Below are 22,149 nucleotides of genomic sequence, written 5' to 3' on the forward strand. Positions count from 1 at the left end.
ATGCGAGAGTAGGTCATCGTCAGGCATTTATTTCGACACCCCCGGCCATTGGTCGGGGGTGTTGTCGTTTGGGGCCGCAAAAAGATACGGGATCGTTCAGCGAACGATCAGCAGTCGTCGATCAGTCAATTCGTTGCGCTTTGGTCGGCTATGCTCCCCCAGCGGGGCGCATTTCGATAGAATGACGTTTTTCCCGACGGGGACGATCGGAATGACGATTGGTGATCTGATCCGTTTACTGAGCGACGGTGAGTATCACTCCGGCGAACAATTGGGCGAGCAACTGGGCGTTTCACGTACGGCAGTCTGGAAGCAGCTCAAGAAGCTGGAGAAAATGGGATTGCAGTTAGAAGCGGTGAAAGGGCAGGGGTATCGCTTGACCGAGCCGCTGGACCTGTTGTCCGGGCCGGCGATCATCGAGCGCCTGCCTGCAGAGCCGCGTCATCATTTGACCCGCCTTTTCGTCGAAGATGCGTTGCCTTCAACCAACACCTTTCTGCGCGAGCGCTTTCAGCAGGGCGCAGGGCATGCCGAGGTGTGCCTTGCGGAGAGCCAGAGTGATGGACGTGGGCGGCGCGGTCGTCACTGGGTCTGTCCCTGGGGAAGCGGTCTGCTTTTCTCGCTGGGCTGGCGTTTCGATGAAGGTGCGTCTGCGCTGGAAGGCTTGAGCCTGGCCGTGGGTGTGGTGCTGGCCGAAGTGCTCGAGAGCCTCTCCGTGCCTGTGGCGCTTAAATGGCCCAATGACGTGCTGTTGCGACGAAATGGCGATCTCGCGAAGTTAGCTGGGATCCTGTTGGAAGTGAGTGGCGATGTCGCCGGGCCCTGTGAGGTGGTCATCGGTATCGGGCTCAATGTGGCCTTGCCTGAATCGGCTCGAGACCGCGTGGAACAGCCCGTTGCCGCCCTACATGACGTCAGGCCCGACGTTTCGCGCAATGCGCTGTCCGCGTCACTGGTAGAAGCCTTGCTGGGAATGTTGCCTCTTTTCGAGCAACATGGCTTCGAGCCGTGGCGTGATGCCTGGAATCGTCGCAATGCCTATGCAGGGCGCGAGGTGGATATCGCCCAGGGTGGGCGCACCTATACGGCTGTTGCCGAGGGTGTGGATGCCACCGGCAATTTGCAAGTCAGTGTGGATGGAGACGTCCGGCTCTTGGCCGGTGGTGAAATAAGCTTGCGCGCGCGCTCATGATTCTCGATCTCGATATAGGCAACACTCTGTCGAAGTGGCGTCTAAAGGATGTCGCCAGTAGCGAAATCCGCTCACGTGGTGCCGTATGGACGCGGGAGGAGTGGCGTCCCGGTGCTGATATCCCGGATCTCGATGTGGTAGAGGCCGTGCGTATCTCGAGCGTCGCGCGAGAATCCGTGTTGCGCGATACCGTGACATTACTCCGGCGCCAAGTCGGTGTGGTGCATGTGGCGCGGTCAACGGCGGAGGCGCTCGGTGTCAGTTGCGGTTACGATGAGCCCGGACGGCTTGGCGTCGACCGCTGGATGGGGGTTTTGGCCGGCTATCAGTTGACCGGGGGTTGCTGCAGCGTCGATTGCGGAAGTGCGATCACCATGGATTTCGTGCTGCCCGGAGGCAATCATCTGGGCGGCTATATCATCCCTGGGCTGCGTTTGATGAAGGAAAGCCTCAAGCTGGGGACGCGTAATGTGGCCATAGATCCCGATAGTGAGGCGGATGAGCTGCTGGCACCTGGGCGCAATACCGTCGAAGCGGTCAATCACGGCATCTACATGTCAGCGGTCAGTGCCGTCAATCGTATTTACAGTGAGGTGTGTGATCGCGAGGGCGTCGCGTTACCGCTGCTCCTGACTGGAGGCGATGCCCGTGTGGTGTCGCAAGGGCTGCGTATCCCGCATGCGGTATGGCCGGATATGGTCTATGCAGGACTTGAAACATGCTTTCCGCTGACCGCGGCAGAACGCGCTGGGCGACTGGCGGGCGCGCCGTTGCCACCTCCCGTTCCGCCTCTGGAAAAAGTCCGGGCCGGCCTTGCATTCTCAATGCTGCTTTGACACAATGCTGCGCGTTTCGGGTCGACGGGCTCATGGAGAGAGAAAAGCATTGTAAATTAAGTGCTTGACACAGCTCTCAAAAGCCGTAGAATTCGTCGCCACGTTGGAGGGGTTCCCGAGTGGCCAAAGGGAGCAGACTGTAAATCTGCCGCGAAAGCTTCGAAGGTTCGAATCCTTCCCCCTCCACCAGTTTAAGTGCTTGACCGCTAGCTTGTAGAGCGCAAGCAAGAGTGGGTAGGCGGGCATAGTTCAATGGTAGAACCTCAGCCTTCCAAGCTGATGATGCGGGTTCGATCCCCGCTGCCCGCTCCAGGTTAGGCTCATGTAGCTCAGGGGTAGAGCACACCCTTGGTAAGGGTGAGGTCGACGGTTCAAATCCGTCCATGAGCTCCACTATTGGGCGAGGCTCGCTTCTCGCCTTGATGCGATACAATTGGGTTGCCTTCCTGGTTGTAGTTAGCTAACATGGCGCGCGCTGTGGCAAAAGCCTATCAGTAAAGCGCCAGGTTGCAGAGTATAGGCCAGTAGCTCAATTGGCAGAGCAGCGGTCTCCAAAACCGCAGGTTGGGGGTTCGATTCCCTCCTGGCCTGCCAGCCTTCCTCAGCGCTGGTTATTCCTTTATTATTTCTTGTTACGCTTGCCGCGCCTTTAGGAGTTCCTTTCCATGAAACAAAGCGCCGAAGTGCAAGAGTCGCGTTTCGATGTCGCTAGATGGGCGGTCGTCGTCGTTCTTGTCGTTCTGGCGGTGGCAGGCAACGCTTATTTTGCCGATCAAGCGCTACTTTATCGCGTTCTGGGTGTCGTTGTGCTTGGTGTGGCCGCTGCTGCGGTTGCCTTGACTACCACCAAGGGGCGCGCGCTGGCTGAGCTGGCGCGTGGGTCGCGTAAAGAAATTCAGCGTGTGGTTTGGCCGACGCGCCCCGAGACCATTCAGACCACCGCAATCGTGCTGGTAGCCGTGTTGCTGGTCGGAATTCTGCTGTGGTTGATCGATACGCTTCTCGGCTGGGCCATGTCCGGCATCATAGGTTAGGAGTTTTCATGTCCAAGCGTTGGTACGTCGTCCACGCCTACTCCGGTTTCGAAAAGCATGTGATGCGCTCGCTCAACGAGCGCGTCAAGATGTATGGCATGGAAGACCAGTTTGGCGAAATCCTGGTGCCCACCGAAGAAGTCGTCGAGATGCGTGACGGCAAGCGTCGCAAGAGCGAGCGTAAGTTCTATCCGGGGTATGTGCTGGTCGAGATGGAAATGACCGATGCTACCTGGCACTTGGTGAATGAGACGCCACGTGTCATGGGGTTCATCGGCGGTACGCCGGAAAAGCCGGCACCGATTACGCAGAAAGAAGCCGATGGTATCCTGCGCCGCGTGCAGGACGGCACGGATAAGCCGCGTCCCAAGACGCTCTTCGACCCAGGCGAAACAGTACGTGTCGTCGATGGGCCTTTTGCTGACTTCAATGGTGTGGTGGAAGAGGTCAACTACGAGAAAAGCCGTTTGCATGTCAGCGTGCTGATCTTCGGGCGCTCGACCCCTGTCGAACTCGAGTTCGCGCAGGTCGAAAAAGACTGAATTCAAGACGCCGGCTCGGTAGCAGCCGGTGCATGTCGTAGAGACCTTCGGGTCTTGTTGAAACGGGGAGCCGCAAGGCGTTATTACCCAACTGGAGTCCAATATGGCGAAAAAAGTACAGGCCTATATCAAGCTGCAGGTCGCAGCGGGTAAGGCCAATCCGAGCCCCCCCGTGGGCCCCGCGCTGGGTCAGCACGGCGTCAATATCATGGAGTTCTGCAAGACGTTCAATGCCGAAACTCAGGATATCGAGCCGGGCCTCCCGACGCCGGTCGTGATCACGGTCTACTCTGATCGCAGCTTCACGTTTATCACCAAGACGCCGCCCGCAGCAGTGTTGTTGAAGAAAGCGGCAGGAATCAAGTCTGGCTCTGGCGTGCCGAACAAGACCAAGGTCGGTACTGTGACACGCGAGCAGCTGGAAGAGATTGCCAAGACCAAGGAGCCCGATCTGACGGCTTCCGACCTCGATGCGGCTGTGCGCACCATCGCAGGCAGTGCCCGTAGCATGGGCCTCAACGTGGAGGGTCTCTGATCATGGCCAAGCTTACCAAGCGCGCTCAGATGCTCCAGGAAAAGGTCGACAACTCCAAGGTCTATACGTTGGAAGATGCCGTCGCTCTGTTGTCCGAAGTGTCTGCGGTCAAGTTCAAGGAATCCGTCGAAGTTTCGATCAATCTCGGCGTCGATCCACGTAAATCCGACCAGGTTGTGCGTGGCGCTACCGTCATGCCCAATGGTACGGGTAAAGACACTCGCGTCGCCGTTTTCGCGCAAGGCGCTGCCGCCGATGCCGCGAAAGAGGCCGGTGCCGATATCGTGGGTATGGATGAGCTGGCAGCAGACGTCAAGAAAGGCAATATGGACTTCGATGTCGTCGTCGCGGCCCCCGATGCCATGCGTGTCGTCGGTCAGTTGGGTCAGATCCTCGGCCCACGTGGCCTGATGCCCAATCCCAAGGTGGGTACCGTGACGCCGGACGTCGCCACCGCGGTCAAGAACGCGAAAGCCGGTCAGGTACGTTTCCGTACCGACAAGAACGGCATTATCCATGCCGCTATCGGTAAGGTGGATTTTGACGCCAGTGCGATCAAGGGCAACCTTGATGCGTTGGTCGGCGACCTCAAGCGTCTGAAGCCGAGCACGTCCAAGGGCGTTTACTTCAAGAAAATCACCCTGTCCACTACCATGGGGCCAGGGTTGACCGTGGACCACACGCCGTTCGTGTGAGCTACGGTAAACAGGCAGTAACTTTGCGGTCCCCGTGCGCAGCGTCGAGGCGTGACGGCGGGGCACCGTCAAAGACCGCAGGTGTCGCACTTCCTTGAGGGGAATCGACTTAATCGACTTCAGAGTCGCCTGCGCAGATGGTGTGCCGCCAGTCTTCTGGTGAGCACCATCACCCGGCCCCCTCTCGTGGCAATCGAAGATGGGGGAGATGGTAACCACCGGAATGCCTTATAAGGTGTCCGGTACGAAGGAGTGATCACTGTGCCACTAGCACTCGAAGGCAAGAAAGCGATCGTTGCCGAGGTCAGTGAAGCCGCACAAGATGCGCTCTCCGTCGTCGTTGCCGATTCTCGCGGCGTGGCGGTAAGTGCCATGACCGAACTGCGCAAGCAGGCTCGCGAGAATGGTGTGCAAGTCCGTGTTGTGCGCAACACACTGGCACGCCGCGCCCTTGAAGGTACTCCTTGGGAGTGCCTCAACGAGACGTTTTCGGGTCCGACCATGTTGGCTTTCTCCTATGAGCATCCGGGCGCTGCCGCTCGCCTGTTCAAGGAGTTCGCCAAGAGTGAGAAGGACTTCGAGGTCAAGGCGCTGGCATACGAAGGCGAGTTCATCCCGGCTTCCGATCTTGACCGTCTGGCGACGCTGCCGACTCACGACGAAGCCATCGCCAAGCTGCTCTCCGTGATGAAAGAAGCATCGGCTGGCAAGCTGGCTCGTACACTCGCTGCGTTGCGTGACCAGAAGCAGGAAGAAGAAGCGGCCTGAGGGCTGGCTGAAACGCACTGGCACGCACCCTGTATCAATGAGTTCTCGCGAGGCGAGGCTCCCGCAAAGTTAGGAATCTGACAATGGCACTAACTCAAGAAGATATCATCAACGCCGTCGCCGAAATGTCCGTCATGGAAGTGGCTGAGCTAGTTTCCGCGATGGAAGAGAAGTTCGGCGTTTCTGCAGCCGCTGCTGTCGTGGCTGGTCCTGGTGGCGGCGGTGAAGCCGAAGCCGCTGAAGAACAGACCGAGTTCGACTTGGTGCTGACCAGCGCTGGCGACAAGAAGGTCAACGTCATCAAGGTGGTTCGCGAGATCACCGGTCTGGGCCTCAAGGAAGCCAAGGCAGCTGTCGACGGCGCGCCGGCGACCCTCAAGGAAGGCATGTCCAAGGACGATGGCGACGAAGCCAAGACCAAGTTGGAAGAAGCTGGCGCATCCGTGGAACTCAAGTAACTCCGGTGACCATGGCTTTACGCGCTGCGTAAGCTTCATGGCTGGCGGCGGGCATTCCCGCTGCCGGCCTTTTTCTGTTGCTGCTAGCCAGAATGCCACATGTCTGGATAGACGAATTCCGACGGCGAGCTCTCGTAAGAGCTTGCCGTCAGCGCCTGATGGGAAGTCCCTTCAGGCGGCGCCGACCACGCACCGGTCACCCAAGGTGAACAAGCTGGGGAATACAGATGGCTTACTCATACACTGAGAAAAAACGCATCCGCAAGGATTTCGGCAAACTGCCACAAGTGATGGATGTGCCTTACCTGCTGGCCATTCAGCTTGATTCCTACTACGACTTCCTCCAGCAGGACCGGGCGATTGAAGAACGCCTCGACGTCGGCTTGCATGCTGCTTTCAAGTCCGTGTTCCCTATCGAGAGCTTTTCCGGCAATGCCGCTCTCGAGTATGTCAGCTACCGCTTCGGCACACCGGCGTTCGACGTCAAGGAATGCCAGCTGCGTGGCGTGACCTATTCGGCGCCGCTGCGGGTCAAGGTGCGCTTGATCATCTACGATAAGGACTCGTCCAACAAGGCGATCAAGGACATCAAAGAGCAGGAAGTCTACATGGGGGAAATCCCCCTGATGACCGAAAACGGTACCTTCGTCGTCAACGGTACCGAACGTGTCATCGTCTCTCAGCTCCACCGCTCGCCGGGGGTGTTCTTCGATCACGACAAAGGTAAGAGCCACTCGTCCGGCAAGCTGCTTTACTCCGCGCGGATCATCCCGTATCGCGGTTCTTGGCTGGATTTCGAGTTCGATCCCAAGGACAACGTCTACGTCCGCATTGACCGTCGCCGCAAGCTGCCGGCCACGGTGCTGTTGCGCGCGTTGGGCATGGGGGCCGAGGAGATCCTCGAGACCTTCTTCGACACCAGTACCTTTCATATCGAGAAGAAAGGCTTCAGCGTCGAGCTGGTGCCGTCGCGGCTGCGCGGTGAAACGGCGACCTTCGATATCAAGGACGGCGAGGACAACCTCATCGTCGAAGAAGGGCGTCGGATTACCCAGAAGCATATCCGCCAGATGGAAAAAGCCGGCCTCGAGCGTCTCGATGTGCCGATGGAATACCTGTTTGGCAAGACCCTGGCCAAGGATCAGGTCGATCCAAATACTGGCGAGCTGGTATGCGAATGCAATACGGAAATCACGCCCGAGCTGCTTGAAACGCTTGGTCAGGCGGGTATTACCACGCTCGAGACGTTGTACACCAACGATCTTGACGCCGGCTCGTTCGTGTCCGATACATTGAAGATCGACACCACGCGTTCTCAACTCGAGGCGCTGGTCGAGATCTATCGTATGATGCGTCCCGGTGAGCCGCCGACCAAGGAAGCGGCCGAGACGCTGTTCCACAACTTGTTCTTCACCGAGGACCGCTACGACCTATCGGGCGTCGGCCGCATGAAGTTCAATCGTCGTCTGCGTCGCGAAGGGGACAAGGGCTCCGGGATTCTCGACAATCAGGACATCCTCGATGTGCTGAGTGAACTGATCAACATCCGCAATGGCTTCGGTGACGTCGACGATATCGACCACTTGGGCAATCGTCGCATTCGCTGCGTTGGCGAGATGGCAGAAAACCAGTTCCGTGTCGGCCTAGTGCGTGTCGAGCGCGCGGTCAAGGAACGCCTCTCCATGGCCGAAAGCGAAGGCCTGATGCCGCAGGACCTGATCAACGCCAAGCCCGTTGCCGCAGCGGTCAAGGAGTTCTTTGGGTCCAGCCAGCTGTCGCAGTTCATGGATCAGAACAACCCGCTATCCGAGGTCACGCACAAGCGTCGCGTGTCAGCGCTCGGGCCGGGTGGCCTGACCCGTGAGCGTGCCGGTTTCGAGGTGCGCGACGTTCACGCTACGCACTATGGTCGTCTGTGCCCGATCGAGACGCCGGAAGGCCCCAACATCGGCCTGATCAACTCGCTGGCGACCTACAGCCACACCAACAGCTACGGTTTCCTGGAAACGCCGTATCGCCGTGTGAACGAACGTCAGGTCACCGACGAAGTCGTGCATCTGTCGGCCATCGAGGAAGGTGACTTCATCATCGCCCAAGCGTCAGCCACGGTGGACGAAAACGGCAAGCTGGTCGATGATCTGGTCCAGGTCCGCCATCGGGGCGAGACCACCTTCATGGCGCCCGACAAGGTCACCCTGATGGACGTGTCGCCGCGTCAGGTGGTATCCGTCGCCGCAGCACTGATCCCGTTCCTCGAGCACGATGACGCCAACCGTGCCTTGATGGGCTCGAACATGCAGCGTCAGGCCGTGCCGACCCTGCGTGCCGAGAAGCCCCTGGTGGGTACCGGCATGGAGCGCTTCGTCGCCCGCGACTCCGGTGTCTGTGCCGTGGCGCGTCGCGGCGGGGTGATCGACTCTGTCGATGCCAAGCGCATCGTGGTACGCATCAACGAGGACGAGATCATCGGCGGTGAAGCGGGTGTCGATATCTACAACCTCACCAAGTACCTGCGCTCCAACCAGAACACCTGCATGAACCAGCGTCCGATCGTGCGTCCGGGAGACACTGTGGCGCGTGGCGATATCCTGGCCGATGGCCCGTCCGTCGACATGGGTGACCTGGCGTTGGGCCAGAACATGCGCATGGCTTTCATGCCGTGGAATGGCTACAACTTCGAGGATTCCATTCTCATCTCGGAGCGTGTGGTCGAGGAAGACCGCTTCACCAGCATCCATATCCAGGAGCTGACCTGCGTGTCTCGCGACACCAAGCTGGGCGCCGAGGAAATCTCCTCGGACATTCCCAACGTTGGTGAAGCGGCACTAGGCAAGCTCGATGAGGCGGGTATCGTCTATATCGGCGCCGAAGTTGGCCCCGGCGACATCCTGGTCGGCAAGGTCACGCCCAAGGGCGAAACCCAGCTGACGCCAGAAGAGAAACTGCTGCGCGCGATCTTCGGCGAGAAGGCGTCCGACGTGAAGGATACTTCGCTGCGTGCGCCGACGGGCATGAAAGGCACGATCATCGACGTGCAGGTCTTCACCCGTGATGGCGTCGAGAAGGATGCGCGCGCTCTGTCCATCGAGCAAAGTCAGCTCGATGAGGTGCGCAAGGATCTTCAGGAAACTTATCGCATCGCCGAAGAAGCCACCTTCGAGCGCCTCAAGCGCACATTGCTCGGCCAGCCGGTCAATGGAGGCCCCAAGCTCAAGAAGGGTGACGTCCTTGACGAGGCCTATCTTGACGAGCTGCCGCGTAGCCAGTGGTTCAAGCTGCGCATGCAGGACGAGTCGCTCAACGAGCTGCTGGCCCAGGCCGACGAGCAGTTGGAAAATCGTCGCAAGGAGATGGACGAGCGTTTCGAGGACAAGAAGCGCAAGTTGACTCAGGGCGACGACCTGGCGCCGGGCGTGCTCAAGATTGTCAAGGTTTACCTGGCCGTCAAGCGTCGCATCCAGTCGGGTGACAAGATGGCTGGTCGCCACGGTAACAAGGGTGTCATTTCGTCGATCATGCCGGTCGAAGATATGCCGTTCGATGACAATGGTGAGCCGGTCGACGTGGTGCTCAACCCACTGGGCGTTCCCTCGCGCATGAACGTCGGACAGATCCTCGAGACGCACTTGGGCATGGCGGCCTGGGGGCTCGGAGTGAGGATCGACGAGATGTTGCGCGAGGCGCGTCAGCAGCAGGTGGCGGAGATTCGTGACTTCTTGGGGCAGGTGTACAACACCGCCGAGACGCGCCAGGAGGATATCGATTCGCTCGACGATGACGAGATCATTACGCTGGCCAAGAACCTGCGTAGTGGCGTGCCAGTGGCCACGCCGGTCTTCGATGGTGCCAAGGAGCATGAGATCAAGCATCTCCTGAGCTTGGCCAACCTTCCGGATTCCGGCCAGATGGCGCTTTATGACGGCAGGACCGGCGAAGTCTTCGATCGTCCCGTGACGGTGGGCTACATGTACATGCTCAAGCTCAACCACTTGGTCGACGATAAGATGCACGCGCGTTCCACTGGTTCGTACTCGCTGGTTACCCAGCAACCGTTGGGCGGCAAGGCGCAGTTCGGCGGACAACGCTTCGGCGAGATGGAGGTCTGGGCGCTGGAAGCCTATGGCGCGGCCTATACCTTGCAGGAAATGCTGACCGTCAAGTCCGACGATGTGGAAGGTCGTACCAAGATGTACAAGAACATCGTCGACGGTGACCACTCGATGCAGGCGGGCATGCCGGAATCCTTCAACGTACTAGTGAAGGAAATCCGCTCGCTGGGTATTGATATCGAGCTGGAAGGCTAAGCGTTTCACGCTGACGAATGACGGTCCGCGGGGCCTTACGAGGCCCCGCTCATGACAACTCCGCTACGGAGCCGACCCCATGAAAGATTTGGTGAAAGTCCTCAAATCGCAGGCACAGTCCGAAGAATTCGACGCGATCAAGATTACGCTCGCGTCGCCGGACTTGATCCGCTCCTGGTCCTATGGCGAAGTCAAGAAGCCTGAGACCATCAACTACCGTACGTTCAAGCCTGAACGTGACGGCCTGTTCTGCGCCAAGATCTTCGGTCCGGTGAAGGACTACGAATGCTTGTGCGGGAAGTACAAGCGCATGAAGCATCGCGGCATCATTTGTGAAAAGTGCGGCGTCGAGGTCACCAAGGCCGCCGTGCGTCGCGAACGCATGGGCCATATCGAACTGGCTGCGCCGGTGGCGCATATCTGGTTCCTCAAGTCGTTGCCTTCGCGCATCGGCCTGTTCCTGGACATGACCCTGCGCGATATCGAGCGCGTGCTTTACTTCGAGAGCTTCATGGTCATCGATCCAGGGATGACGACCTTGGAGCGTGGCCAACTGCTCAACGATGAGCAGTATTTCGAGGCGCTGGAAGAATTCGGCGACGACTTCGATGCCCGTATGGGTGCAGAAGCCGTACAGGCGCTGCTTAATGATGTCGATCTCGGGGAAGAGATCGAGCGCCTGCGTGAGGAAGTCCCGCAGACCAACTCCGAGACCAAGATCAAGAAGCTCTCCAAGCGCTTGAAGCTGCTGGAAGCCTTCCACAAGTCCGGCAATGATCCGGCGTGGATGATCATGGAAGTGTTGCCGGTGCTGCCGCCGGATCTGCGTCCGTTGGTGCCGTTGGACGGTGGCCGTTTCGCGACCTCGGATCTCAACGATCTGTATCGGCGCGTGATCAACCGCAACAACCGCCTGAAGCGTCTGCTCGATCTCAACGCGCCGGACATCATCGTGCGCAATGAGAAGCGCATGCTGCAGGAGTCGGTCGATGCGCTGCTCGACAACGGTCGTCGCGGTCGTGCGATTACCGGTTCCAACAAGCGTCCGTTGAAGTCGCTGGCCGACATGATCAAAGGCAAGCAGGGGCGTTTCCGCCAGAACCTGCTGGGCAAGCGTGTCGACTATTCCGGCCGTAGCGTGATCACCGTAGGGCCGACGCTGCGCCTGCATCAGTGTGGTCTGCCCAAAAAGATGGCGCTTGAGCTGTTCAAGCCGTTCATCTACTCCAAGTTGCAGTCGCTGGGCTATGCCTCGACGATCAAGGCCGCCAAGAAGATGGTCGAACGCGAGCTGCCGGAAGTGTGGGACATTCTTGCCGATGTCATCCGCGAGCACCCGGTCATGCTCAACCGTGCGCCGACACTGCACCGCTTGGGCATCCAGGCATTCGAGCCGCTGTTGATCGAAGGCAAGGCGATTCAGTTGCATCCGTTGGTATGCGCGGCTTACAACGCCGACTTCGACGGTGACCAGATGGCTGTGCACGTGCCGCTGACGCTGGAATCACAGCTCGAGGCACGTACGCTGATGATGGCCACCAACAACGTGCTGTCACCGGCCAACGGCGAGCCGATCATCGTACCGTCCCAGGACGTTGTGCTGGGTCTGTATTACATGACCCGTGAGAAGATCAATGCCAAGGGCGAAGGCATGGTCTTTGCCAACCTCGAGGAAGTCGAGCGTGCCTTTGGCACCGAAAGCGTGTCGCTGCATGCGCGGGTCAAGGTGCGTCTCACCGAGTACGAGCGGAACGAGGAAAGCGGTGAGCTGAGCGGTACGACTACGACCTCGTTGCGCGACACGACCGTGGGGCGTGCGTTGCTGTTCCGTATCCTGCCCAAGGGTATGCCCTACGAGCTGGTCGACCAGCCGATGAAGAAGAAGGCGATCTCTGGCCTGATCAACGCCGTTTATCGCCGTGCGGGTCTCAAGGATACGGTCATCTTCGCCGACCAACTGATGTACACCGGGTTTCGCCTAGCGACCTGGTCGGGCGCTTCGATCGGGGTCAACGATTTCGTCATCCCCGATTCGAAGAAAGAAATCGTCGATGGGGCCGAAGACGAAGTCAAGGAAATCGAGGACCAGTTCTCCTCTGGCTTGGTAACCGCCGGCGAGAAGTACAACAAGGTGATCGATATTTGGTCCAAGGCCAACGACAAGGTGGCCAAGGCAATGATGGCGGGCATCTCGAAGGAAACCGTCACTGATCGTCACGGCGAGCAGGTTGAGCAGGACTCCTTCAATAGCGTCTTCATCATGGCCGATTCCGGGGCACGTGGTAGTGCCGCCCAGATTCGTCAGTTGGCGGGGATGCGTGGTTTGATGGCCAAGCCGGACGGCTCGATCATCGAGACACCGATCACTGCCAACTTCCGCGAAGGCCTTAACGTCCTGCAGTACTTCATTTCGACACACGGCGCGCGTAAGGGGCTGGCAGATACGGCACTCAAGACCGCCAACTCGGGTTACCTGACGCGTCGTCTGGTCGACGTATCTCAGGACCTGGTCGTTACCGAAGAGGATTGCGGTACTTATGAGGGGCTGACACTGCATCCGGTGATTGAAGGCGGTGACGTCATCGTCTCATTGGCGCAGCGTGTGCTGGGCCGTGTCGTGGCGCAGGACGTCATCGATGCTCAGACCGAGGATGTGTTGATCCCGCGCGGCACCCTGTTGGATGAAGCTTGGTGCGCTGATCTCGACACCATGGGTGTCGACGAGATCATCGTGCGCAGTGCCATTACCTGTGAAACGGCACACGGCGTTTGCTCGTCGTGCTATGGCCGTGACCTGGCGCGTGGTCATCAGGTCAACATCGGTGAGGCGGTCGGTGTCATCGCCGCACAGTCGATCGGTGAGCCGGGTACTCAGCTCACCATGCGTACCTTCCACATCGGGGGGGCTGCATCGCGTGCCTCGGCCGTTGACAGCGTGCAGGTCAAGCACGGTGGCACGGTACGTTTGCACAACATCAAGCATGTCGAACGCAATGACGGTAAGCTCATCGTCGTCTCTCGTTCGAGCGCCCTAGCTGTGGCTGACGAGCAAGGCCGCGAGCGGGAGTACTACAAGCTGCCGTATGGTGCCGAGCTATCGGTGCGCGACGGCGATATGGTCGAAGGTGGGGCGACGGTCGCCAAGTGGGATCCGCATACACACCCGGTCGTCGCCGAGGTTGAGGGCAAGGCCCAGTTCAGTGACATGGAAGAGGGCATCACGATTCACCGCAGTGTGGACGAGATGACCGGCCTTTCGAACATCGAGGTGATCGAGAGTGCCAACCGTCCGGCTTCCGGTCGTGAAAAGCGTCCTATGATCATGCTGCTCGACGACAACGGTGGTCACGTCACGTTGCCGGGTTCCAATACCCCCGTGCAGTATATGCTGCCCGGCAAGGCGATTATCGCGGGTGAAAACGGCGCCCAGGTGGGCGTTGGTGAGGTCATCGCGCGTATTCCGGTCGAGGCGTCTGGCAACAAGGACATCACCGGCGGTCTGCCGCGTGTCGCCGACTTGTTCGAAGCGCGCAAGCCGAAAGAGCCTGCAATCCTGGCTGAGGTTACCGGGACGATCAGCTTCGGCAAGGAAACCAAGGGCAAGCGTCGTTTGACGATCACGCCGGCAGAAAGTGATCCGGTCGAGATGCTCATTCCCAAGTGGCGTCAGATCGGCGTGTTCGAAGGCGAGACGGTGGAGAAAGGTGAGGTCATCTCCGATGGCCCCAGCAATCCGCATGACATCCTGCGTCTACTCGGGATCGCGGAATTGGCCAAGTACATCACGGCCGAGATCCAGGATGTCTATCGCTTGCAGGGCGTGGTTATCGATGACAAGCACATCGAAGTGATCGTGCGTCAGATGCTGCGCAAGGTGGAAATCACCGATGCTGGGGATTCCTCCTTCATCACCGGCGATCAGGCTGAGTACGTCCGCGTCCTCGAGGAAAACGCGCGCCTGGCCCAGGAAGATAAGTTCCCGGCCAAGTGCGAGCGCCTGCTGCTGGGTATCACCAAGGCGAGCCTGGCGACCGAGTCGTTCATCTCGGCGGCTTCGTTCCAGGAAACCACGCGTGTGTTGACCGAGGCGGCGGTATCCGGCAAGCGCGACTATCTGCGCGGCCTCAAGGAAAACGTCGTGGTAGGCCGTCTGGTGCCGGCGGGTACCGGTCTGGCGCACCACGCCGAACGGCGTCGCAAGCGTGAAGACGGTGATCAAGCGGAGGCGCCGTCGGCAATGGATGTCGAGCAGGAGTTGGGTGCGCAGCTCACCGCGCTCGACGCCGACGACGAAGACCTCTAGGCGTGGGTCGTCAAGCCCACTGCCCACGGGTGGTGGGCTTGACGTGGCTCGCCGCCAGACATTAGAATGCGCAGCCTTTAACAGTGGGGTGGGTACGTCCTGCTCCATTGTTGAAAGGTTTGGCAACCATTGGAGTCAGCTACAGATATGGCAACGATCAATCAGCTCGTGCGCAAGCCGCGCAAGCGCCCGGTCGCCAAGAGCGACGTGCCGGCGCTGCAGTCTTGCCCGCAAAAGCGCGGGGTTTGCACCCGTGTCTACACCACCACCCCGAAGAAGCCTAACTCGGCGCTGCGTAAGGTTTGCCGTGTGCGCCTGACCAACGGCTACGAAGTCGCTTCCTATATCGGCGGTGAAGGTCACAACCTGCAGGAACACTCTGTGGTCTTGATCCGCGGCGGTCGCGTCAAGGACTTGCCGGGTGTGCGTTATCATACCGTTCGCGGTGCGCTGGACACGTCTGGTGTGCAGAACCGTCGTCAGGGCCGTTCCAAGTACGGTACCAAGCGTCCCAAGTCTTGATCGCCAAGCGGTCGAGAATTTAACTGTTGTCGGTCAGATAAGAGTAAGGTCGAGCGCGCCATGCGTCGTCTCGAGTTTACCTGAAGGACCCTTCGAATCGAGGGCTTATCATGCCTAGAAGAAGAGTTGTCGCCAAACGCGAAATCCTCCCGGATCCGAAATTCGGAAGTGAGCGTCTGGCCAAGTTCATGAACCACCTGATGATCAGCGGCAAGAAATCTGTAGCTGAGCGCATCGTCTACGGTGCGCTAGACAGGGTTGCCGAACGTAGCAAGGATGAGCCGCTGGAAATCTTCGACAAGGCGTTGGAAACCATCCAACCGATGGTCGAGGTCAAGTCTCGCCGCGTGGGCGGTGCGACTTATCAGGTGCCCGTGGAAGTCCGTCCCTCACGCCGTCAGGCGCTGGCCATGCGTTGGCTGGTGGATGCGGCGCGCAACCGTGGCGAGAAGACCATGGTGCAGCGTCTCGCTGGCGAAATGCTGGATGCCGCCGAAGGCAAGGGTGCTGCTGTGAAGAAGCGTGAAGACGTGCATCGCATGGCAGATGCCAACAAGGCCTTCTCTCACTACCGCTTCTAACCAACGGGGTATTCCATCGTGGCACGCAAGACTCCGCTTAAGCGTTACCGCAATATCGGTATCGTGGCTCACGTCGACGCCGGGAAGACTACCACTACCGAGCGTGTCCTGTTCTACACCGGCCTGTCGCACAAGGTTGGCGAGGTCCATGATGGTGCCGCCACCATGGACTGGATGGAGCAGGAGCAGGAGCGTGGTATCACGATCACCTCCGCTGCGACCACCTGTTTCTGGCAGGGGATGAGCAAGCAGTTCGACGAGCACCGTATCAATATCATCGATACGCCAGGACACGTCGACTTCACGATCGAAGTCGAGCGCTCCTTGCGTGTTCTCGATGGTGCGGTCGTCGTGCTGTGTGGCTCCTCCGGTGTTCAGCCGCAGACCGAGACGGTCTGGCGTCAGGCCAACAAGTACGAAGTTCCGCGTATGGTGTTCGTCAACAAGATGGACCGTGCCGGGGCCGATTACTTCATGGTGCTCGACCAGCTCAAGCAGAAGCTGGGGGCTAACACCGTCCCGATCCAAATCAACTGGGGCGCGGAAGATAACTTCAAAGGGGTTATCGACCTGATCCAGATGAAAGGCATCCTCTGGGACGAAGCCAACCACGGCATGAACTATGAGCTAGTCGATATTCCCGATGAGCTCAAGGAAACTGCCGAGAAGTATCGCGAGGCTATGGTCGAGGCTGCCGCCGAGGCGTCCGAAGAGTTGATGGACAAGTACCTTGAAGAGGGTGAGCTCTCCGAGGCTGACATCAAGGCAGGCTTGCGGCGCCGTACCCTGGATAACGAGATCGTTCTGGTGACGTGCGGTAGTGCGTTCAAGAACAAGGGCGTCCAGGCGGTGCTCGATGGCGTGATCGAATACATGCCGTCGCCCACCGAAGTCAAGGCCATCGAGGGTGAACTAGACGATAAGGACGGCACGATTGCGACGCGCGCAGCGGACGATAGCGCACCTTTCGCCGCGTTGGCCTTCAAGATCGCTACCGACCCGTTCGTTGGTACCCTGACCTTCATCCGTGTCTACTCGGGTGTGCTCAAGTCCGGTGACAGCATCTTCAATTCCGTGAAGAGCAAGAAGGAGCGTGTGGGCCGTATCGTCCAGATGCACTCCAATTCACGCGAGGAAATCAAGGAAGTCTACGCCGGCGATATCGCCGCGTGCATCGGGCTCAAGGATGTCACCACGGGTGATACCCTCTGCGACCTGAATGACAAGATCATCCTTGAGCGCATGGAGTTTCCGGATCCGGTGATCTCGGTCGCCGTGGAACCGAAATCCAAGCCCGACCAGGAAAAAATGGGGACCGCGCTGGGCAAGCTGGCCCAGGAAGATCCCTCTTTCCGCGTCAAGACCGACGAGGAAACCGGTCAGACGATCATTTCTGGCATGGGCGAGCTTCACCTCGACATCATCGTCGATCGTCTGCGTCGTGAATTCAAAGTCGACGCCAACATCGGTAAGCCGCAGGTTGCCTACCGCGAGACGATTCGCGCTAGTGTCGAGCAGGAAGGCAAGTTCGTTCGTCAGTCGGGCGGTCGTGGTCAGTACGGTCACGTGCTGCTGCGCATTGAGCCGCTGACGGCCGAAGACAAAGGCGAAGACGAAGAAATGAACTTCAAGTTCGCCTCCGAAATCGTCGGTGGTGTGGTTCCCAAGGAATACGTGCCGGCCGTCGAGAAAGGGGCCTATGAGCAGCTGCAGAACGGTGTCATCGCGGGCTACCCGATGATTGACGTCAAGGTCACGCTGTTCGATGGTTCCTATCATGACGTGGACTCGAACGAGACTGCGTTCAAGGTTGCCTCTTCCATGGCGATCAAGGAAGGTGCGCCGAAGGCCAAGGCCGTGCTGCTGGAGCCGGTGATGAAGGTCGAGGTCGTGACCCCTGAAGAGTTCATGGGGGATGTCATGGGTGACCTCAATCGCCGCCGTGGCCTCGTTCAGGGCATGGATGACTCGTCGTCGGGCAAGATCATCCGCGCCACGGTGCCGCTGGCTGAGATGTTCGGTTACGCGACCGATTTGCGTTCTCAGACCCAGGGCCGCGCAAGCTACACTATGGAGTTTGCGGATTACGAAGAGGCGCCCTCCAGCGTCGTTGAAGCCGTCATCAACCAGAATGGTTAACCGTTAGCTAACGTAAAGAGGTTATAGCAGTGGCTAAGGAAAAATTTGAACGTAACAAATCGCATATCAACGTCGGTACCATCGGTCACGTCGACCATGGCAAGACCACGCTGACTGCGGCACTGACTCGCGTTTCCGCGGAAGTCTTCGGCGGCGACTGGCGCGAATTCGACACCATCGATAATGCGCCGGAAGAGCGTGAGCGCGGTATCACCATCGCGACTGCTCACGTCGAATATCAGTCCGAGGAGCGCCACTACGCGCACGTCGACTGCCCGGGGCACGCTGACTACGTCAAGAACATGATCACCGGTGCCGCGCAGATGGATGGCGCGATCCTGGTTTGCTCCGCTGCTGACGGCCCCATGCCGCAGACGCGTGAGCACATCCTGCTGTCTCGTCAGGTCGGCGTTCCGTACATCGTCGTGTTCCTGAACAAGGCCGACATGGTCGATGACGAAGAGCTCCTCGAGCTGGTCGAAATGGAAGTTCGTGAGCTCCTCAACGAGTATGACTTCCCGGGCGACGACACGCCGATCATCATCGGTTCCGCACTGATGGCGCTGGAAGGCAAGGACGACAACGGCATGGGTACCACCGCCGTTGCCAATCTGATCAAGGCGTTGGACGCGTACATTCCGGAGCCGGAGCGTGCCATCGATCAGCCGTTCTTGATGCCGATCGAAGACGTGTTCTCCATCTCCGGTCGCGGTACCGTCGTGACGGGTCGTGTCGAGCGCGGCGTCGTCAAGTCTGGTGAGGAAGTCGAGATCGTGGGTCTCAAGGACACCACCAAGACGACCGTTACCGGTGTCGAGATGTTCCGCAAGCTGCTCGACGAAGGGCGTGCTGGCGAAAACATCGGCGCCCTCCTGCGTGGCACCAAGCGTGACGACGTCGAGCGTGGCCAGGTTCTGGCCAAGCCGGGCACCATCACGCCGCACACCGTCTTCGAAGCTGAAGTCTATGTGCTGTCCAAGGAAGAAGGTGGTCGTCACACCCCGTTCTTCAAGGGCTATCGTCCGCAGTTCTACTTCCGTACCACGGACGTGACCGGTACTTGTGAACTGCCGGAAGGCGTCGAAATGGTCATGCCGGGTGACAACGTCAAGATGACCGTGACCTTGATTGCGCCGATCGCCATGGAAGACGGCCTGCGCTTCGCGGTTCGCGAAGGTGGCCGTACCGTGGGCGCCGGCGTCGTCGCCAAGATCGTTAAGTAAGTCTTGGACTTCTGATGATCGAAGGGGGCTCCTCAAGGAGCCCCCTTTTCTGCGCATGTTGGTTTTCCTGTTTGACTCGGGGATCTTGCATGCCTATAATGCGCATCCTTTGAATGCGTGGGTAGACGGCTCGCGCCGTCGACATCCATTGGAGTTTAGGGCTAATGCAGAACCAAAAGATTCGCATTCGGTTGAAAGCCTTTGACCATCGCCTGATTGATCAGTCTGCGCAAGAAATCGTGGATACCGCGAAGCGTACTGGTGCTCAGGTCCGTGGTCCGATCCCGCTACCGACCAACCGCGAGCGCTATACCGTATTGATCTCTCCGCACGTCAACAAGGACGCGCGCGATCAGTACGAGATTCGCACTCACAAGCGTGTGCTCGACATCGTCGAACCCACGGAAAAAACCGTAGACGCGCTGATGAAGCTCGACCTCGCCGCTGGCGTGGACGTGCAAATCAAGCTCGACTGATCACACTAGTCACTAGCGGCTTTTTATAAGGTCGCCACGCCGCGACGGCGTCACACAATGTGCTAGTGGAATGCTCTGGAAAGGGCAGCCATAGCGGGTGATAGCCCCGTACACTAAAGGAGACTGAACATGACTATCGGTTTGGTCGGTAAGAAGAGCGGCATGACCCGTATCTTCACCGAGAATGGTGCCTCCGTGCCCGTAACCGTTATCGAAGTCGAGCCGAATCGCGTGACTCGCGTTAAAACCGTCGAAAGCGACGGCTATAGTGCGATTCAGGTGACTTCGGGATCCCGCAAGGCCAAGCATCTGACCAAAGCTGCCGCAGGGCAGTACGCCAAGTCGGGTGTCGAGGCTGGTCGTGCATTGATGGAGTTTCGTCTGGCAGAAGGCGAAGAGGCTCCTGAAGTGGGCGGCAATATCACCGTATCCCTCTTTGAAGCCGGTCAGAAAGTCGATGTGACTGGCACCTCTAAAGGCAAGGGCTTCCAGGGCGCCGTCAAGCGCTGGAATTTCCGCACTCAAGACAATGGTCACGGCAACTCGCTTGCGCACCGTGCACCGGGCTCCATCGGTATGTGCCAGACGCCAGGTCGCGTCTTCAAGGGCAAGAAGATGGCCGGTCAATTGGGCAATGAGCGTGTCACTGTCCAGAGCCTGGAAATCGTGCGCGTCGATGCCGAGCGTAACCTGCTGTTGGTCAAGGGCGCCGTACCGGGCGCGACCGACTGCGAAGTCATCGTACGCAGTGCCGTTAAAGCTCGCTGAGGGGTATGAGACCGATGAATCTGAATCTCGCAGGTGCCGAAGCCGGCACTGTCGAAGTGTCCGACGCTACCTTCGGTAAAGAGTTTAACGAGTCGCTGGTTCACCAGGTCGTGACTGCGTACTTCGCAGCCGGTCGCCAGGGGACTCGTGCACAGAAGACTCGCGCCGAAGTGCGTGGCGGCGGCAAGAAGCCGTGGCGTCAGAAAGGAACCGGCCGCGCGCGTGCCGGCACTATCCGCTCACCGCTGTGGCGCAGTGGTGGCGTGACCTTTGCGGCGCGCCCGCAAGACTACACCCAGAAAGTCAACCGCAAGATGTACCGCGCTGCCATGCGCTCGATTCTTTCCGAGCTGGTGCGTCAGGAGCGTCTTGTCGTCGTTGACAGCTTTGCGGTGGATGCCCCCAAGACCAAGCAGTTGATTGCCAAGCTGAAGGACCTGGATCTCGAGAAAGCGCTGATCGTCACCGAAGATATCGACGAAAAGCTGTTTCTCGCCGCGCGTAACATTCCCTACGTCGATGTGGTGGATGTCGCGGCTGCCGATCCGGCGAGCCTGGTTGCCTTTGACAAGGTGCTGGTCACCGTTTCCGCTCTGCGTAAATTCGAGGAGAAGCTGGGATGAACCAGGAACGCGTATTCAAGGTTCTGCTCGGGCCTCACATGACCGAGAAGGCCGCATTTGCCGCCGAAAACAACCAGTACGTGTTCAAGGTGGCCCAGGACGCGACCAAGCCCGAGATCAAGAAAGCCGTCGAAGCGCTCTTCGAGAAGAAGGTCGCCGGTGTGCAGGTCTTGAACGTAAAGGGCAAGACCAAGCGCACGCAGCACGGTGTTGGTCTGCGCAAGGGATATCGCAAGGCATACGTCACTCTGGCGGCCGGCGAGACTCTCGAAGACTTCTCTGGCGCCGAGTAAGGCAGGAGTACGGATCATGGCAGTTGTTAAGACCAAACCCACGTCCGCCGGTCGTCGTCACGTCGTCAAAGTCGTCAACGACGAACTCTACAAGGGCCGCCCTTATGACGGCCTGTTGGAGAAGAAGTCCAAGAGCGGCGGTCGGAACAATAACGGTCGTATCACTACCCGTCACGTCGGGGGTGGTCACCGTCAGCACTATCGTGTGATCGATTTCAAACGTGCCAAGGATGGCGTTGCCGCCGTCGTTGAGCGCCTCGAATACGATCCCAATCGTAGCGCCAACATTGCGCTTCTCAAGTACCTGGATGGTGAGCGTCGCTACATCATTGCTCCGCGTGGCGTGAAGGCGGGCGATCGCTTGGAGTCCGGCGTCAATGCAGCGATCAAGCGTGGTAATGCGCTGCCGCTGCGCAACATTCCGGTAGGGTCTACCGTGCACTGCATCGAGCTGAAGCCCGGAAAGGGTGCTCAGATCGCGCGGAGTGCCGGTGCCAGTGCCCAACTGGTCGCACGTGAAGGCAACTACGCCACTGTGCGTCTGCGCTCCGGCGAGATGCGCAAGATTCTGGCGGAATGCCGTGCAACATTGGGCGAAGTGGGCAATTCCGAGCACAGCCTCCGTCAACTTGGCAAGGCCGGTGCGAAGCGCTGGAGAGGCGTGCGCCCGACGGTTCGCGGTGTCGCGATGAATCCGGTGGACCACCCGCATGGTGGCGGTGAAGGCCGCACAAGCGGTGGTCGTCATCCGGTGAGCCCGTGGGGTATCCCCACCAAGGGCCACAAGACCCGTAAGAACAAGCGCACCGACAAGCTGATCGTACGTCGCCGCAAGGCTCGTAGCTGATCGAAATTGC

General features: G+C 59.1%; 19 protein-coding genes and 4 tRNA genes. All 23 read left to right on the forward strand.

Annotation, left to right across the window (positions count from 1 at the left end):
• The first annotated feature begins 211 nt into the window (after positions 1–211).
• The 23 genes from RVY79_RS15520 (at position 212) to rplB (ending at position 22,139) form a co-directional block, all read left to right on the forward strand.
• Positions 212–1,192, forward strand: a complete 981-nt coding sequence (locus RVY79_RS15520) for a biotin--[acetyl-CoA-carboxylase] ligase (protein ID WP_317465338.1) — start codon at positions 212–214, stop codon at positions 1,190–1,192.
• Positions 1,189–2,028, forward strand: a complete 840-nt coding sequence (locus tag RVY79_RS15525; RefSeq protein WP_317465339.1) for a type III pantothenate kinase — start codon at positions 1,189–1,191, stop codon at positions 2,026–2,028. Before RVY79_RS15520 ends, RVY79_RS15525 begins: the two co-directional genes overlap by 4 nt.
• Positions 2,029–2,133: 105 nt before the next feature.
• Positions 2,134–2,217: transfer RNA gene (locus tag RVY79_RS15530), tRNA-Tyr, on the forward strand.
• Between the two features lie 49 nt (positions 2,218–2,266).
• Positions 2,267–2,340 (forward strand) — tRNA-Gly (locus RVY79_RS15535).
• 6 nt (positions 2,341–2,346) lie between these two features.
• A tRNA-Thr gene (locus RVY79_RS15540) sits at positions 2,347–2,421 on the forward strand.
• Between the two features lie 125 nt (positions 2,422–2,546).
• Positions 2,547–2,622 (forward strand) — tRNA-Trp (locus RVY79_RS15545).
• A 71-nt stretch (positions 2,623–2,693) separates the two neighbouring features.
• Positions 2,694–3,062, forward strand: a complete 369-nt coding sequence (gene secE / locus RVY79_RS15550) for a preprotein translocase subunit SecE (RefSeq protein ID WP_317465340.1) — start codon at positions 2,694–2,696, stop codon at positions 3,060–3,062.
• Positions 3,063–3,070: 8 nt separating this feature from the next.
• Positions 3,071–3,604 carry a transcription termination/antitermination protein NusG gene (nusG, locus tag RVY79_RS15555; protein ID WP_246900990.1) on the forward strand — a complete coding sequence of 178 codons (534 nt, stop codon included), beginning with the start codon at positions 3,071–3,073 and terminating at the stop codon, positions 3,602–3,604.
• Positions 3,605–3,707: 103 nt separating this feature from the next.
• Positions 3,708–4,139, forward strand: a complete 432-nt coding sequence (gene rplK, locus RVY79_RS15560; protein ID WP_040239445.1) for a 50S ribosomal protein L11 — start codon at positions 3,708–3,710, stop codon at positions 4,137–4,139.
• 2 nt (positions 4,140–4,141) lie between these two features.
• The gene (rplA, locus tag RVY79_RS15565; RefSeq protein WP_317465341.1) at positions 4,142–4,834 is read left to right on the forward strand and encodes a 50S ribosomal protein L1; all 693 of its coding nucleotides are present in this window, start codon (positions 4,142–4,144) and stop codon (positions 4,832–4,834) included.
• Between the two features lie 261 nt (positions 4,835–5,095).
• Positions 5,096–5,602 carry a 50S ribosomal protein L10 gene (rplJ, locus tag RVY79_RS15570; protein ID WP_317465342.1) on the forward strand — a complete coding sequence of 169 codons (507 nt, stop codon included), beginning with the start codon at positions 5,096–5,098 and terminating at the stop codon, positions 5,600–5,602.
• A gap of 83 nt (positions 5,603–5,685) precedes the next feature.
• Positions 5,686–6,060, forward strand: a complete 375-nt coding sequence (gene rplL / locus RVY79_RS15575; RefSeq protein ID WP_317465343.1) for a 50S ribosomal protein L7/L12 — start codon at positions 5,686–5,688, stop codon at positions 6,058–6,060.
• Between the two features lie 227 nt (positions 6,061–6,287).
• Positions 6,288–10,364: a DNA-directed RNA polymerase subunit beta gene (gene rpoB, locus RVY79_RS15580; protein ID WP_317465344.1), complete on the forward strand. Its 4,077-nt coding sequence runs from the start codon at positions 6,288–6,290 to the stop codon at positions 10,362–10,364.
• Positions 10,365–10,443: 79 nt separating this feature from the next.
• Positions 10,444–14,667: a DNA-directed RNA polymerase subunit beta' gene (rpoC, locus tag RVY79_RS15585; protein WP_317465346.1), complete on the forward strand. Its 4,224-nt coding sequence runs from the start codon at positions 10,444–10,446 to the stop codon at positions 14,665–14,667.
• A 147-nt stretch (positions 14,668–14,814) separates the two neighbouring features.
• Positions 14,815–15,189 carry a 30S ribosomal protein S12 gene (gene rpsL / locus RVY79_RS15590; RefSeq protein ID WP_011505724.1) on the forward strand — a complete coding sequence of 125 codons (375 nt, stop codon included), beginning with the start codon at positions 14,815–14,817 and terminating at the stop codon, positions 15,187–15,189.
• A gap of 110 nt (positions 15,190–15,299) precedes the next feature.
• A complete protein-coding gene (gene rpsG, locus RVY79_RS15595; RefSeq protein ID WP_317465348.1) occupies positions 15,300–15,770 on the forward strand; it encodes a 30S ribosomal protein S7 in 471 nt (156 codons plus the stop codon).
• 18 nt (positions 15,771–15,788) lie between these two features.
• Entirely contained in the window at positions 15,789–17,909 is a 2,121-nt protein-coding gene (gene fusA / locus RVY79_RS15600) for an elongation factor G (RefSeq protein WP_317465349.1), read from the forward strand.
• 29 nt (positions 17,910–17,938) lie between these two features.
• Positions 17,939–19,132, forward strand: coding sequence for an elongation factor Tu (tuf, locus tag RVY79_RS15605; RefSeq protein ID WP_317465350.1), 1,194 nt, complete (start codon positions 17,939–17,941; stop codon positions 19,130–19,132).
• Between the two features lie 164 nt (positions 19,133–19,296).
• A complete protein-coding gene (gene rpsJ, locus RVY79_RS15610) occupies positions 19,297–19,608 on the forward strand; it encodes a 30S ribosomal protein S10 (RefSeq protein WP_011505728.1) in 312 nt (103 codons plus the stop codon).
• Between the two features lie 129 nt (positions 19,609–19,737).
• On the forward strand, positions 19,738–20,376 hold the full coding sequence (gene rplC / locus RVY79_RS15615; RefSeq protein ID WP_317465353.1) for a 50S ribosomal protein L3: 639 nt from the start codon (positions 19,738–19,740) through the stop codon (positions 20,374–20,376).
• 14 nt (positions 20,377–20,390) lie between these two features.
• On the forward strand, positions 20,391–20,999 hold the full coding sequence (gene rplD / locus RVY79_RS15620) for a 50S ribosomal protein L4 (RefSeq protein WP_317465355.1): 609 nt from the start codon (positions 20,391–20,393) through the stop codon (positions 20,997–20,999).
• A complete protein-coding gene (gene rplW / locus RVY79_RS15625; protein ID WP_040239417.1) occupies positions 20,996–21,292 on the forward strand; it encodes a 50S ribosomal protein L23 in 297 nt (98 codons plus the stop codon). The genes rplD and rplW overlap by 4 nt, the downstream gene beginning before the upstream one ends.
• Before the next feature lie 16 nt (positions 21,293–21,308).
• Positions 21,309–22,139, forward strand: coding sequence for a 50S ribosomal protein L2 (gene rplB / locus RVY79_RS15630; RefSeq protein WP_317465356.1), 831 nt, complete (start codon positions 21,309–21,311; stop codon positions 22,137–22,139).
• Positions 22,140–22,149: the final 10 nt, after the last annotated feature.

The organism is Chromohalobacter sp. HP20-39, assembly GCF_033052815.1.
Lineage (GTDB): Bacteria > Pseudomonadota > Gammaproteobacteria > Pseudomonadales > Halomonadaceae > Chromohalobacter.